Source organism: Pseudomonas sp. S2_A10 (assembly GCF_054668465.1).
In genome coordinates this window covers 3884363-3899178 of sequence record NZ_CP162773.1, presented here as the reverse complement: position 1 = coordinate 3899178, position 14816 = coordinate 3884363, and the positions used below count along the sequence as shown (strand labels likewise).

The 14816-nt window shown below is 60.2% G+C and carries 12 protein-coding genes; 4 read left to right on the top strand and 8 right to left on the bottom strand.

Translation table 11 applies throughout. From position 1 onward, the window contains the following. The first annotated feature begins 246 nt into the window (after positions 1–246). The 4 genes from nirB to cobA are packed head-to-tail and all read left to right on the top strand — an operon-like array spanning position 247 to position 6491. Positions 247–2700, top strand: a complete 2454-nt coding sequence (nirB, locus tag AB4N41_RS17615) for a nitrite reductase large subunit NirB (protein WP_016773837.1) — start codon at positions 247–249, stop codon at positions 2698–2700. After that, positions 2697–3014 (top strand): nitrite reductase small subunit NirD, encoded by a 318-nt coding sequence (gene nirD / locus AB4N41_RS17610; RefSeq protein WP_016773836.1) that lies wholly within the window; start codon positions 2697–2699, stop codon positions 3012–3014. Before nirB ends, nirD begins: the two co-directional genes overlap by 4 nt. Further along, entirely contained in the window at positions 3014–5725 is a 2712-nt protein-coding gene (locus AB4N41_RS17605; RefSeq protein WP_252877764.1) for a nitrate reductase, read from the top strand. Before nirD ends, AB4N41_RS17605 begins: the two co-directional genes overlap by 1 nt. A gap of 13 nt (positions 5726–5738) precedes the next feature. Next, positions 5739–6491, top strand: coding sequence for a uroporphyrinogen-III C-methyltransferase (gene cobA, locus AB4N41_RS17600; RefSeq protein ID WP_252877763.1), 753 nt, complete (start codon positions 5739–5741; stop codon positions 6489–6491). Between the two features lie 88 nt (positions 6492–6579). Here the strand turns inward: cobA and AB4N41_RS17595 are convergent, their stop codons facing one another. The 8 genes from AB4N41_RS17595 to ppsA form a co-directional block, all read right to left on the bottom strand. Next, entirely contained in the window at positions 6580–7614 is a 1035-nt protein-coding gene (locus tag AB4N41_RS17595) for an OmpA family protein (protein WP_039762998.1), read from the bottom strand. A 107-nt stretch (positions 7615–7721) separates the two neighbouring features. Beyond that, complete coding sequence (sigX, locus tag AB4N41_RS17590) at positions 7722–8312, bottom strand: RNA polymerase sigma factor SigX (protein WP_252877762.1); 591 nt, start codon at positions 8310–8312, stop codon at positions 7722–7724. Between the two features lie 90 nt (positions 8313–8402). Next, entirely contained in the window at positions 8403–9227 is an 825-nt protein-coding gene (locus AB4N41_RS17585) for a mechanosensitive ion channel family protein (protein ID WP_016773831.1), read from the bottom strand. Positions 9228–9229: 2 nt separating this feature from the next. Beyond that, complete coding sequence (locus AB4N41_RS17580; protein WP_003223293.1) at positions 9230–9478, bottom strand: hypothetical protein; 249 nt, start codon at positions 9476–9478, stop codon at positions 9230–9232. A 63-nt stretch (positions 9479–9541) separates the two neighbouring features. After that, complete coding sequence (locus tag AB4N41_RS17575) at positions 9542–10537, bottom strand: zinc transporter ZntB (protein ID WP_016773830.1); 996 nt, start codon at positions 10535–10537, stop codon at positions 9542–9544. A 21-nt stretch (positions 10538–10558) separates the two neighbouring features. Then, positions 10559–11050, bottom strand: coding sequence for a ribonuclease E activity regulator RraA (gene rraA / locus AB4N41_RS17570; protein WP_039762996.1), 492 nt, complete (start codon positions 11048–11050; stop codon positions 10559–10561). A gap of 211 nt (positions 11051–11261) precedes the next feature. Beyond that, positions 11262–12251: an alpha/beta fold hydrolase gene (locus tag AB4N41_RS17565; RefSeq protein ID WP_252877761.1), complete on the bottom strand. Its 990-nt coding sequence runs from the start codon at positions 12249–12251 to the stop codon at positions 11262–11264. 185 nt (positions 12252–12436) lie between these two features. After that, entirely contained in the window at positions 12437–14812 is a 2376-nt protein-coding gene (ppsA, locus tag AB4N41_RS17560; protein ID WP_041479139.1) for a phosphoenolpyruvate synthase, read from the bottom strand. Positions 14813–14816 lie beyond the last annotated feature (4 nt).

Sequence of the window (14816 nt, the reverse complement as noted above, 5' to 3'; positions counted from 1 at the left end):
CCTGTCACAACCCCAATCCCCAATAAATCCGCGTCCCCCCGAGTTGGCACAACCACTGCATTACCCTTTTCACCATACATAAAGCCCAACCTTCAACGACGAAGGCTGCGCTTCCCGAGAGAACGGGACCAGGACAAAGGCGTCCTCGCTAGGCAACTAGCGGGACGCCTTTTTTTGTTTGCGCAAAATTTGTCGAGCAAGGCCCGACGGCCCACCAGAGGCCAGCCGCAGCTCCCGGAGAACCTGATGAAAAAACTCAAACTGGTGATGATCGGCAATGGCATGGCCGGGGTGCGTACCCTGGAAGAACTGCTCAAGCTGAGCGACGAGCTCTACGACATCACCGTCTTCGGCGCCGAACCGCACACCAACTACAACCGCATCCTGCTGTCGCCGGTGCTGGCCGGCGAGCAGACGTTCGAAGAGATCGTCCTCAACGACCTCGACTGGTACCTGGAAAACAACATCAAGTTGCTGCTCAACCGCAAAGTGGTGGAGATCGACCGGGTCAAACGCCGAGTGATTGCCGAGGACGGCACCGAAGCCGAGTACGATCGCCTGCTGATCGCCACCGGCTCGACCCCGTTCATCCTGCCAATCCCCGGCAACACTTTGCAGGGCGTGATCGGTTACCGCGACATCGCCGACACCCAGGCCATGATCGACACGGCCAGAACCCACAAGCACGCCGTGGTCATCGGCGGCGGTCTGCTCGGCCTCGAAGCGGCCAACGGCCTGATGCTGCGCGGCATGCACGTGACCGTGGTGCACCTCGGCGAATGGCTGCTGGAGCGGCAACTGGACAAGACCAGCGGCCAGCTTCTCCAATCGGCGCTGGAATCCCGTGGCCTGCATTTTCGCCTGTGCGAACAGACCCAAGCCTTGCACGATGCCGGCAATGGCCGGGTCGGCTCGGTGCAGTTCAAGAACGGCGACATCATTCCTGCCGATCTGGTGGTGATGGCCGCCGGCATCCGCCCCAACACCGAACTGGCAGAAAAGGCCGGCATTCCGTGCAATCGCGGGATTCTGGTCAACGACACCCTGCAAACCTACGACCCGCGCATCTACGCAATCGGCGAATGCGCCAGCCATCGCGGCATTGCCTACGGTCTGGTTGCACCGCTGTTCGAACAGGCCAAGGTCTGCGCCAATCACCTCGCGCAACTGGGTTTCGCTCGCTATCAGGGTTCAGTGACCTCGACCAAATTGAAAGTCACCGGCATCGACCTGTTCTCCGCCGGCGACTTCATGGGCGGCGAAGGCACAGAGACCATCACCCTCTCCGACCCGATCGGCGGCGTGTACAAAAAACTGGTGATAAAGGATGACGTGCTGGTCGGCGCCTGTCTGTACGGCGATACGGCAGATGGCGGTTGGTATTTCCGGCAGATTCGTGAGAATCACGCCATCGGCGAGATCCGCGATCACCTCATGTTCGGCGAAAACGCTTTAGGCGACGTAGGACATCAGGGCCAGGACAAAGCCATGGTCATGGCCGACAGCGCCGAAGTCTGCGGCTGCAACGGTGTGTGCAAGGGCACCATCGTCAAGGCGATTCAGGAACACGGCCTGTTCAGCGTCGATGAAGTCAAGAAACACACCAAGGCTGCCAGCTCCTGCGGTTCCTGCGCCGGCCTTGTTGAACAGATCCTGATCAATACGGTGGGTGGCGCGGCCGACGTCAAACCGAAAAGCGAAAAAGCCATCTGCGGTTGCAGCGATCTCAACCACGGGCAGATTCGTCAGGCGATCCGCCAGGAACACCTGCTGACCATCGCCGAGACCATGAGTTACCTGAACTGGCGCACGCCCAATGGCTGCGCGACCTGTCGCCCGGCGCTCAACTACTACCTGATTTCCACTTGGCCGGGCGAGGCCAAGGACGACCCGCAATCGCGTCTGATCAACGAACGCGCCCACGCCAACATCCAGAAGGACGGCACCTATTCGGTGGTGCCGCGCATGTGGGGCGGCGTGACCAACCCATCGGAACTGCGGCGGATCGCCGATGTGGCCGACAAGTACAACGTGCCGATGGTCAAGGTCACCGGCGGTCAGCGCATCGACTTGCTGGGGATCAAGAAACAGGATCTACCCGGCGTCTGGAAAGACCTCGACATGCCGTCCGGCCACGCCTACGGCAAGTCCATCCGCACCGTGAAAACCTGCGTCGGCAGCGAGTTCTGCCGCTTCGGCACGCAGAACTCGACGCAACTGGGCATCGAACTCGAGCACGACCTGTTCAACATGTGGTCGCCGCACAAAGTGAAGCTGGCGGTGTCCGGTTGCCCACGCAACTGCTCGGAAGCGGGCATCAAGGACGTAGGAATTATCGGCGTCGACTCCGGCTGGGAGATGTACATCGGTGGCAACGGCGGGATCAAGACCGAAGTCGCCGAGTTCTTCGTCAAACTGAAAACTGCCGAGGAAGTCCGCGAATACAACGGCGCATTCCTGCAGCTCTACCGCGAGGAAGCCTTCTACCTCGAACGCACCGTGCATTACCTGCAACGGGTCGGTATGGAGCACATCAAGAAGAACGTGCTCGAAGACGCCGAGCGGCGTAAGGCCCTGAATGAGCGCCTGCAATTCTCCCTGTCGTTCGAACAGGACCCATGGAAAGAGCGCCTGGCGCAGCCGCAACTGAAGAAAGAATTCGACGTGATCCCCGTGAAAAACCTGGAGGTGCCGGCATGAACTGGCTCGATATCTGTGCGCTGGAAGAGATCAACGCCCTCGGCTCGCGGATCATTGCCGGGCCGAAAGGAGACATCGCGATTTTTCGTACAAGCGACGACGAGGTTTTCGCCCTCGATGATCGCTGCCCGCACAAGGGCGGCCCGCTGTCGCAGGGTCTGATCTATGGCAAGCGCGTGGCCTGCCCGCTGCACAACTGGCAGATCGACCTGGAAACCGGCGAAGCCCAGGCGCCGGACATCGGCTGTGCGCACCATCATCCGGCGCGGGTCGAGAATGGCCGGGTGCAACTGGCCCTGCGGGACGCCATCTGATGAACCGCCAGACGACCGCCTCGACCTGCTGTTACTGCGGGGTCGGCTGCGGCGTACTGATCGAGCATGACGGCGAGCGCATCCTCGGCGTCAGCGGCGATCCGGCGCACCCGGCCAACTTCGGCAAACTGTGCAGCAAAGGCTCGACGCTGCACCTGACCGGCGACCTCGCCGCCCGCGCCTTGTACCCGGAACTGCGCCTGGGCAAAGGCCTGGCGCGCAGCCGTACTGACTGGGATACCGCCCTCGACCACGCGACCAACGTGTTCGCCGAAACCATCGCCGAGCACGGCCCGGACAGCGTGGCGTTCTACATCTCCGGACAGTTGCTCACCGAGGACTACTACGCCTTCAACAAACTGGCGCGGGCGCTGGTCGGCACCAACAACATCGACAGCAATTCGCGGCTGTGCATGTCCTCGGCGGTGGTCGGCTACAAACGCAGCCTCGGCGCCGACGCACCGCCGTGCAGTTACGAAGACCTGGAGCTGAGCGACTGCGTGATGATCGTCGGCAGTAACATGGCCTACGCCCATCCGGTACTTTTCCGTCGACTGGAGGAAGCCAAATCCCGTCGCCCGCAGATGAAAGTCATCGTGATCGACCCGCGTCGCACCGATACCTGCGATTTGGCTGACCTGCACCTGGCGATTCTTCCGGGCACCGATGTCGCTTTGTTCCATGGGATTTTGCATCTGCTGCTGTGGGAAGACTGGGTCGATCGCGATTTCATCAAGGCGCACACCGAAGGCCTCGCCGAACTCAAGACACTGGTGCGCGATTACACCCCGCAAATGGTTTCGCAACTGTGCGGCATCAGCATCGAGCAACTGCAGCAATGCGCAGAATGGGTCGGCACTGCGCCGAGCTTCCTGTCGCTGTGGTGCATGGGCCTGAATCAGTCCACCGCCGGCAGCGCAAAAAACAGCGCGCTGATCAATCTGCACTTGGCCACCGGGCAAATTGGCCGTCCCGGTGCAGGACCTTTCTCCCTGACGGGTCAGCCAAACGCCATGGGCGGGCGGGAAACCGGCAGTCTGTCGAATCTGTTGCCGGGCCATCGCGATGCCGGCAATGCGGAACATCGCGCCGAGGTGGCGGCGTACTGGGGCGTGGAGAGCTTGCCCGAGGCGCCGGGCCTGAGCGCCATCGAACTGTTCGAAAGCCTGCGCAGCGGCAAAATCAAAGCACTGTGGATTGCCTGTACCAATCCGGCGCAATCGATGCCTGATCAGAGCGCAGTACGCGCAGCGCTTGAGGCCTGCCCGTTTGTGGTGTTGCAGGAAGCCTTTCGCACCACCGAAACCGCTGCGTTTGCGGACCTGCTGTTACCCGCCGCCAGTTGGGGCGAGAAAGAAGGTTCGGTGACCAACTCCGAACGGCGCATTTCCCACGTGCGCAAAGCGGTTGTCGCACCGGGCGAAGCGCGGCCGGACTGGGCAATCACGGTGGATTTCGCACAGCGTCTGGAGAAACGTCTGCGCCCCAGGCAGCCGAGCCTGTTCGCTTTCCATCAACCTTCGCAGTTGTTTGATGAATTCAAAGCGCTGACCCAAGGGCGAGACCTGGATCTGTGCGGAATCAGTCATGCCTTGATCGACGAGATCGGCCCGCAGCAATGGCCCTTCCCTGCCGGCGCCCGCCAAGGCACGCCACGACTCTACGAAGACGGCGTCTTTCCTACGGCTAGCGGCCGCGCGCAATTCATTGCCGATCCGTACCGCGCCGCCAAGGAACAACGCGACGCGCGCTTCCCGCTGACTTTGATCACCGGTCGCCTGCGTGACCAGTGGCACGGCATGAGCCGCACCGGCACCGCCGCGCAATTGTTCGGCCACGTCAGCGAAGCCGTGCTGAGCCTGCACCCGGACGAAATGCGTCGGCACCGCTTGCATCCCGGCGATCTGGTCAATCTGAAAAGCCGCCGTGGCGCCCTGATTGTTGCGGTCGGCAGCGACGACAGCGTGCGTCCGGGCCAGGCGTTTCTGCCGATGCACTGGGGCGATCGCTATCTCAAGGGCGGCGTCAACACGCTGACCTTGCCGGCGTTTGATCCGCTGTCCAAACAACCGGAGCTCAAGCACAGCGGCGTGCGTCTGGAGGCAGTCAACCTGCCGTGGCAACTGTTCGCCTTGATCGAGGGTGATGTTCAGCGGCATTTCGAGACGCTACGACCGCTGTGTGAGGCGTTTTCCTACGTCAGCCTCAGCCTTGTCGGTCGTGAGCGGCCAGCGTTGCTGATACGCGCTGCACACGCCGAGGCGCCCGATCCACAGCTGCTGGGCGAGATCGACCAATGCCTCTCGCTGCTGGATGGCCCGGTTCTGGCCTACGACGACCCTCGCCGAGCCATCGGCAAGCGGGTGCGTATCGAAAACGGCCGTATCACTGCGATTCGCCTCGCCGGCGAAACCCTTGCGCAACACTGGTTGCAGAGCCTGTGGCTGGAGGGCCGCGCCGACCAACAACTGCGGCGCTGGCTGCTCGCGCCGATGAGCGCGCCGCCGGGCACTGTCGGAGCGATCGCCACCGACAAGACCTTGTGCAATTGCGAAAACGTCAGCCTCAACGCAGTCTGCGCCGGCATTCGCCAGGGCCTGGATCTGCAAGGCCTGAAAAACAATCTCCGATGCGGCACGCAATGCGGTTCCTGCGTGCCGGAAATCAAGCGTCTGCTGGCTGCCGAAGCGCGGCCGGTCGCGGTCATTTAACGAGGACAACACCATGAATGCGAAAGTCTGGCTGGTGGGCGCAGGCCCTGGCGATCCGGAGTTGCTGACGCTCAAAGCGGTGCGTGCATTGCGCGAGGCCGATGTGGTGATGATCGATGATCTGGTCAACGACGCCGTGCTGGAACACTGCCCGACTGCGCGGCTTATTCCCGTTGGCAAGCGCGGCGGCTGCCGTTCGACGCCACAGGCATTCATTCATCGGCTGATGCTGCGTTATTCACGCCAGGGCAAATGCGTAGTGCGCCTGAAGGGCGGCGATCCGTGCATTTTCGGCCGCGGTGGCGAAGAAGCGCAGTGGTTGCGCGAGCGCGGGGTTGAAGTGGAACTGGTCAATGGCATTACCGCCGGGCTGGCCGGGGCGACGCAGTGCGATATTCCGCTGACGTTGCGGGGCGTGGCGCGCGGAGTAACGTTGGTGACTGCGCACACCCAGGATGACAGCCAGTTGAACTGGCAGGCGCTGGCGCAAGGCGGGACGACGCTGGTGGTTTACATGGGCGTGGCCAAGCTGGGCGAGATTCGTGATCAGCTGCTGGCGGGAGGGATGGCGGCGGATACGCCGGTGGCGATGATCGAAAACGCCTCGTTGGCGCATCAGCGTGAATGTCGCAGTGACCTGAGTGCGATGGCTGAGGATGCCTCGGCGTTTGAATTGAAGAGCCCGGCGATTCTGGTGATTGGTGCGGTGGCTGGTGTCGTGCAAGAGCAAAAGATCGCAGCCTTCGGCAGCTCCTGCACGGCGTAACGCGCGCACGCGCTTTTAAGCGGCGAAGCCAAATCGCAGACAAAGAAAAGCCCGGCCTGAGCCGGGCTTTTCCATCAGCGGCAGCTAATTACTTAGCTTGAGCTTCAACCTGCGCTTCTACGCGACGGTTTACAGCGCGGCCAGCTTCAGTTTTGTTGTCAGCAACTGGGCGGGATTCGCCGTAGCCAACAGACTGAACGCGGGACGATTCAACACCGTACTGGTTGGTCAGAACTTGCTTAACGGCGTTTGCACGACGCTCGGACAGTTTCTGGTTGTAAGCGTCAGGACCGACGGAGTCAGTGTGACCTTCAACAGTAGTGGTGGTGGATGGGTACTGCTTCATGAAGTCAGCCAGGTTTTTGATGTCGCCGTAGCTGTTAGGCTTGACTACCGACTTGTCGAAGTCGAATTTCACGTCCAGCTCAACACGAACAACTTCAGCAACTGCTGGGCAGCCATCAGCGTCAACGGTTACGTTGGCTGGGGTGTCCGGGCACTTGTCAACGTTGTCGCAAACGCCATCGTTGTCGCTGTCGGAGCAGACTTCAGCAGGTGCTGGAACTGGAGCAGCAGCTGGCTTGGAGCCGCCACCGAAGTTCACACCGATACCGACGCTAGGAGCCCACTCGGTGTCGCCCTGGTCGATGTTGTACTGAGCTTCAACGCCGGCACGGGCGTAGAAGTTCTCGGTGAAGTACAGCTTGGCACCGCCGCCAACGTTGGCGAAGGTGGAACGGTTACGACCGTTCGAACCGTTCTGGTCGATGCTCTGGTCAGAGAAACCGGCCGAAACGTATGGACGAATCATGTCGCCTGGGTTGTTGAAGTGGTACAGAGCGTCCAGAGCGGTGTTAGCGCCTTTGACGTTCTTGCCATCGTCGGCACGTACGTTGTGCACTTCGTCGTAGCCCAGACGCAGTTCAACGTCGTCGGTCAGGAAGTAACCGATCGAACCGCCGAACAGGTTGCCGTTGTTCTTGAAGTTACGAGCGCTGTCGAATTGTTCTTTCTTAGCGAAGCCTTCGATTTCAACTGCGCCTTGGCCTTGTGCCAGAGCGCCGAACGAAGTGGCGGCAATCAGAGAACCAATGGCCAAGCCCAAGGTGTTTTTCAGTTTCATCCGTTAAATCCCCATCTGGTGATTGTGAAGCAGTCCCGCAAACCGGGGGACAACTCGGCGGCAAGTCTATCAGAACTTGCCTACACGTAAGAGATATTTGCGCTGAACTAAGTTTCAGCAATGCCTGCAAATTTCTCACGCAATTTATCTAGAGCGCGTTTGTAACGCATTTTTGTCGCACTCAAACCCATGTGCATGATGTCTGCGATCTCCTGAAACTCCAGCTCTGCGACAAATCGTAGCACCAGAATTTCGCGGTCAATCGGATTCACATACACCAGCCAGCGATCAAGCCCACCCTTCTCCTCCGGCTTCGGCGCCCTTTCTTCAGACGCTTCTTCAAGAGGGTCCAGACTGAGAGCGTCCATCAAGCGACGCTTACGCCGTTCCTTCCGATACTGCGTGATGCATTCGTTGTAAGTGATGCTGTAAAGCCAGGTTTTGAACTTCGATTTCCCCTCGAAGTTCTTCAGGCCGTACAGCACCTTCAGCATCACTTCCTGACAGACATCGTCTGCGTCGCGATCGTTCCCAAGATATCTCGCGCAGACGTTAAATAATGTTCGCTGGTAACGCCGCATCAACTCTTCGTAGGCGCGCGTTACGTGAAACAGCTCGGTATGCGAGCGCGCGACCAACTCCTCATCAGAGAGCTCGCGGGGGTCGTAGCGCGTGGATAGCGGTTGGGCTTTATTCAAAACAAGTCGTGCCGACAGTCAGGTCAATGTCCGCCACAACCAGCCTCGGCTGGCATTTTGCGGCGGCATACATTAGCAGGGTTTGCCGGTTTAGCGGCTACTCACATGCTGTTCCAGCAGGATCCGATTGGAGAGAGAGACTAGCTCACCCTCATCGGTCAGCAATGTGGTTTTAACCGTGCCGATCTCTTCGATCTGGCCTTCGACCTCGCCAACACGCACTTGTTGCCCAACCTCATACAGCTCACGCACATAGATTCCCGCAAGAATCTGACCGGCGATTTCCCGGCTTCCCAAACCCATGGCCAGCGCAACTGCCAGACCAACGGTAATCAAAACGATGACAATTACATGGTTCAGCAGGTCGGTCTTGACCTCGAGCTGGCTGATCGCCACCGAGATGCTGATGATGATCACCAGCCCCTGCGCGATCCGCCCCAACCCGGAAGCGTAGTCCAGCCCTACGCCTTCTGCTGCGCCGCGCACCAGCCCGTTGGCCAGTTGCGCCAGCAGGACACCGACCAGCAACACCAGCGCGGCGCCGAATACTTTCGGCAGATACAACGCCAGCATGTCCAGCGTAGCTGAAACTCGCTCGAGGCCAAGGGATTCTGCCGCAGAAACCAGAAAAATCAGCAGAACGAACCAATAGACAATTTTACCGATCAGCGTCGAGATCGGCACTTGCAGCCCGGCGCGCGACATCAGCTTGGTCAGCCCGGTGCCGCCCATCAGACGATCAAGGCCGAGTTTGGCGAGCAATTTGGAGAGCAAGGTGTCGAGCAGCTTGGCCACGACGAAACCCAACAGCAGCACAACCAGTGCGCCGAACAGGTTCGGAATGAAATTAGCGACTTTGGTCCACAACGCAGTCATTGCAGTGACGAGGCTCTGAGTCCAGAGATCAAGTTCCATATTCAATCAGCCTTATCAGCAGTGCGAGCAGTGGTTTTACGAAGACGGGAAACCGGCGAGACATGCGCCGAGCCATTGTTCAGGGCGATCATCAGCGCGGGCAGCCAGCGGCCCAGCAAGCTGAACAGATCACCGGCGCCGACCTGGCGGTTGGCGGTTTTGAGTACGCGGCCCAGGCACGCATCGTCGTCGCGGCTGGACGGCGAAGCGTTGAGCATGTCGCGCAAAGACTGTTCAAACGGATCGTGCATACGCACCTCTCGTGATGTCTGTGAAAGACGCGGGCAGTTTTACTCGGGTCACATGCGCCATGTTCACACCCAGCGCAATCGACGGAACAACCACCACTGACCGAACGCCAGGGCGAGTACCGTCAGGCAGGCAATCAGGAAACCATACGGGCTTTCGGCAAACGGAATACCGCCGACATTGATGCCCAGCAGACCGGTGATGAAACTCATCGGCAAAAAGATGCAGGTAATGATGCCGAAGCGGTACATGGTGCGATTCATGTGCACGCTCAAACGCCGATCTTCGGCCTCCAGCACAAGCCCCACACGCTCTCGAGTCAATTCGAGCTCTTCCAGATAACGGGTCAGGCTGTTGTTCAATTCGTTCCAGTAGTCGGCGTCGTCTTCGACGAACCACGGCAATTTTATCCGCGTCAGCTGTCCGAAAATATCCCGCTGTGGCGCAAGAAAACGCTTCAGCCCGGCCGCTCTGCGGCGGATGTGCAAAATGGCCCCGTGCTCGGGCGTATACCGTTCGTCGGCGTCGAGTTTTTCTTCCTCTTCATCGACCACTTCCGACAGGCACGTGACCAGATCCTGCACTTTATTGGTGAGGAACTGCGCCAGATACAGCATCAATTCAGAAGACGTTTTCGGACCTTTGCCCTCCCCCAGCAGCGCCAGCAACTCATCTGTAGCGCGCAACGGACGCAAGCGCAGGGAAATCACGCGCTGAGCGGAGGCAAAAATCCGCACCGAGACCATGTCTTCCGGCTCGGCGCCCGGGTTGAGATTGACCCCGCGCAGAAACAGCAGCAGCTCGGAGTCGGGCAATGGCAACAGACGCGGGCGGGTGTTCTCTTCCAGCAGCAGATCGCAGGTGAATTCGTTGAGCCCGCTGGATTTGCGCAGCCAGGTTTGGGTCTGCGGATGGCTGCGATCCCAGTGCAGCCACAGGCTTTCATGGGCCTGCAGCTGCAAATCGTCGAGCTCAGTCCGGGCTATCGAACGCGCACCGCCCTTGCCGTCCAGTACCAGGGCATGTACCAGCCCCCATTGCGCGTTTTCTTCCTCGAACATCCGCATCCCTTGTCGAAAACCTTATTCAGGCATTTTCAGCGGAGTCGGCGAAACGATCACGCCGTTGTTGTCCGCATAAATGTACTGGCCCGGGTGAAACGTCACACCGGCGAAAGTCACCGGGACGTTGAGGTCGCCAATGCCGCGCTTGTCGGTTTTCATCGGGTGACTGGCCAGCGCCTGCACGCCGAGATCGGTCTGGGCAATGACGTCGACGTCACGGATGCAACCGTAGATCACCAGCCCTTCCCAGCCGTTCTGCGCGGCCTTGGCGGCGATCATGTCGCCCAGCAGGGCGCGGCGCAGCGAACCGCCGCCATCAACCACCAGCACTTTGCCTTTGCCGTTGAGTTCGGCTTGCTCCTTGACCAGCGAATTGTCTTCGAAGCACTTGATGGTCACGATTTCGCCGCCGAAGGAATCCCGGCCGCCGAAATTGCTGAACATCGGTTCCAGCACCTGCACCAGCTCCGGGTAGGCGTCGCACAGGTCAGGCGTAAGGTAATGTTCCATCGAAAAACTCCTGTAACAAGGAAGACGATCAAGGGATGCCGCATTCTGATGAGACGAGTTCCGGCGGTCGCTGTTTACCTTAGTCCATGCCATGGTCGCTGACGCAACCTGAACAAACCCTGAAACGTAATAGCTAAACAGTCACGAAATATGACCAGAACCGCACAATGCGTCATATCTTAGCCGCAAGCCAGGCTGAACGGAACGCCCCTCACACTGCGGAGGCCAGATTCGCTGGCTGCGCAAGCAACGGTGTCTGCTGATCCTTCAACCAGCGCGCCACCAGCGGCCACACTTCAGCCTGCGCAGCTTTGCTCACCAGCATTTCGACATGGCCGAAATTATCCGAGAAGCCCTGCTCGCGGCCCAGGTTGATGAACTGCTTGCACTCTGAGCCGATCTGCTCGAACAGCTTGCGGCAGGCCCACGCCGGATCCTGATGATCGCCCGCTGCCGTCACCGCCAGCACCGGTACCTGAACCTCGGCAAGTCCGGCCCACCAGTCCTTGTCCTTGTCGCCGAAGCGACCGAACAAGCCGTACCAGCGCATGCTTTCGATGGCCAGGCCGATCGGTTCGTCTTCCGGACCGCGTTTGAGGCGTGAGCCGGACAACTGCGCGAAACGCTTGAGAATAAAGCGCCCGCCCCACTCCACCGGTGGAATCTTCAGTGGCCAATAGGTGCGGCTGACCTGGGTGCCGAAAAACGCCGCCGAGGCCACGGCCGGTTCGCCGAGATACTCGCCGCCGAGCGCTGCTGCCAGGGTGATGCCGCCCAGCGAATGGCCGATCCAGTGCGGGATCTGTCCGCTTTGCTCACGCACGAACGCGGCAATCGCCGGCAGATCGTAACGGGCATAATCGGCCACGCGGTTGCGCCGATAGTCTTCGTTGCGCTGGGACAGGCCGTGACCGCGCATTTCCGGAATCCACACGTCGAAGCCCAGCCGCGTCAGATACGCGCCGAGCCCGAGGCCTTTGGGGGAAAACCAGAAGCGCCGATTGGAAAAGCTGCCGTGCAACAGAATCACCGGCACGCCGCGTGGCGCCGTGTCATCGGCCATGCCCAGGCGGGTGACGGCGATCTCCACGGACCAGTCCGGGCTGTTGCCGGGTTTCAATCGATAGACGTCTTCGCTCAGATCGCCGCGCCGCTCGGCGCTGATCAGCGCGACAGGAAACAGGTTGCTGCTGCTTTGCATAATGCTCTTGCACAAAAAAGGGCGGCATCCGATGGAGCCCGCCCTACTTCAATCTCAAGGCCCGGCCCATGTGGGAGCGAGCCTGCTCGCGAAAGCGGTGTATCAATCAACATCCATGGTGAATGTTGCTCCGTCTTCGCGAGCAGGCTCGCTCCTACAGGGGGCGCGGCCCGTTCACATGTTGATCAAGCCTGTGCCTGACCTTCGGCGAGGAAGAACCAGGTTTCCAGCACGGTGTCCGGGTTCAGCGACACGCTCTCGATGCCCTGTTCCATCAGCCACTTGGCCAGATCCGGGTGGTCCGAAGGACCCTGACCGCAGATGCCGATGTACTTGCCGGCCTTGTTGCAGGCCTGAATGGCGTTGGCCAACAGCTTCTTCACCGCTGGATTACGCTCGTCGAACAAGTGAGCGATGATACCGGAGTCACGGTCCAGACCCAAAGTGAGCTGGGTCAGGTCGTTGGAGCCGATCGAGAAGCCGTCGAAGAATTCGAGGAATTCCTCAGCCAGAATCGCGTTGGATGGCAGTTCGCACATCATGATCACGCGCAGACCGTTCTCGCCGCGCTTCAAGCCGTTCTCGGCGAGCAGATCGACCACCTGGCTGGCTTCGCCCAAAGTACGGACGAACGGCACCATGATTTCCACGTTGGTCAGGCCCATCTCGTTGCGCACGCGTTTCAGCGCGCGGCATTCGAGCTCGAAGCAATCGCGGAAAGATTCGCTGATGTAACGCGAAGCGCCACGGAAGCCCAGCATCGGGTTTTCTTCTTCCGGCTCGTAGAGCTTGCCGCCGATCAGGTTGGCGTATTCGTTGGACTTGAAGTCCGACAGACGCACGATGACTTTTTTCGGCGTGAACGCTGCAGCCAGGGTGCTGATGCCTTCCACCAGTTTGTCGACGTAGAAGTCGACCGGGTCGCTGTAACCGGCAATACGCTTGTCGACGCTGTCCTTGATTTCCTGCGGCAGGCCGTCGTAGTTCAACAGCGCTTTCGGGTGCACGCCGATCATGCGGTTGATGATGAATTCCAGACGCGCCAGACCAACGCCGGCGTTCGGCAATTGGGCGAAGTCGAAGGCGCGGTCCGGGTTGCCGACGTTCATCATGATCTTGAACGGCAGCTCCGGCATGGCATCGACGGAGTTCTTCTTGATGTCGAAGCCCAGTTCGCCTTCGAAGATGTAACCGGTGTCGCCTTCGGCGCAGGATACGGTCACGCCCTGGCCATCCTTCAGCAACTGGGTGGCGTTGCCGCAACCGACCACCGCCGGAATGCCCAGCTCACGGGCGATGATCGCCGCGTGGCAGGTACGCCCGCCACGGTTGGTGACGATGGCGCTGGCGCGCTTCATCACCGGTTCCCAGTCCGGGTCGGTCATGTCGGAAACCAGCACGTCGCCCGGCTGGACCTTGTCCATTTCCGAGACGTCTTTGATGATGCGTACTTTGCCGGCGCCGATGCGCTGGCCGATCGCCCGGCCTTCCACCAGCACGGTGCCGGTCTCTTTCAGCAGGTAACGTTCCATGACGTTGGCCTGGGTGCGGCTTTTCACGGTTTCCGGACGCGCTTGCACGATGTACAGCTTGCCGTCGTCACCGTCCTTGGCCCACTCGATGTCCATCGGGCAGCCGTAGTGCTTCTCGATGATCATCGCCTGCTTGGCCAGCTCGCTGACTTCGGCGTCGGTCAGGCAGAAACGCGCGCGCTCGGCCTTGTCGACATCGACAGTCTTGACCGAACGACCGGCCTTGGCCTCGTCGCCGTAGATCATCTTGATGGCTTTGCTGCCCAGGTTGCGACGCAGGATCGCCGGACGACCGGCCTCCAGCGTGCCTTTGTGTACGTAGAACTCATCCGGGTTGACCGCGCCTTGTACGACGGTTTCACCCAGGCCGTAGGCGCCGGTGATGAATACCACGTCACGGAAACCGGATTCGGTATCGAGGGTGAACATCACGCCGGCGGTGCCGGTTTCCGAACGCACCATGCGCTGCACGCCAGCCGACAGGGCGACCAGTTTGTGGTCGAAGCCTTGGTGCACGCGGTAGGAAATCGCACGGTCGTTGAACAGCGAAGCGAACACCTCTTTAGCGGCGCGGATTACGTTTTCCACACCACGGATGTTCAGGAAGGTTTCCTGCTGACCGGCGAACGAGGCGTCCGGCAGGTCTTCGGCGGTAGCAGAAGAACGCACGGCCACAGCCACATCAGGATTGCCCGCCGACAGCGCGGCGAACGCGGTGCGGATCTCGGCATTCAGTTTTTCGGGGAATTCGGCGTCCATGATCCATTGGCGGATCTGCGCGCCGGTCTTGGCCAGGGCATTGACGTCGTCGACGTCAAGCGCGTCGAGGGCCTTGTGGATCTGCTCGTTCAGGCCGCTCAGTTCGAGGAAGTCACGATAGGCCTGAGCCGTCGTGGCGAAGCCGCCGGGGACCGAAACACCGGCGCCTGCCAGGTTACTGATCATCTCGCCCAGGGATGCGTTCTTGCCCCCCACATGCTCAACATCGTGTTTGCCGAGCTTATCGAGGGAAACTACGTACTCTACCAAGGTG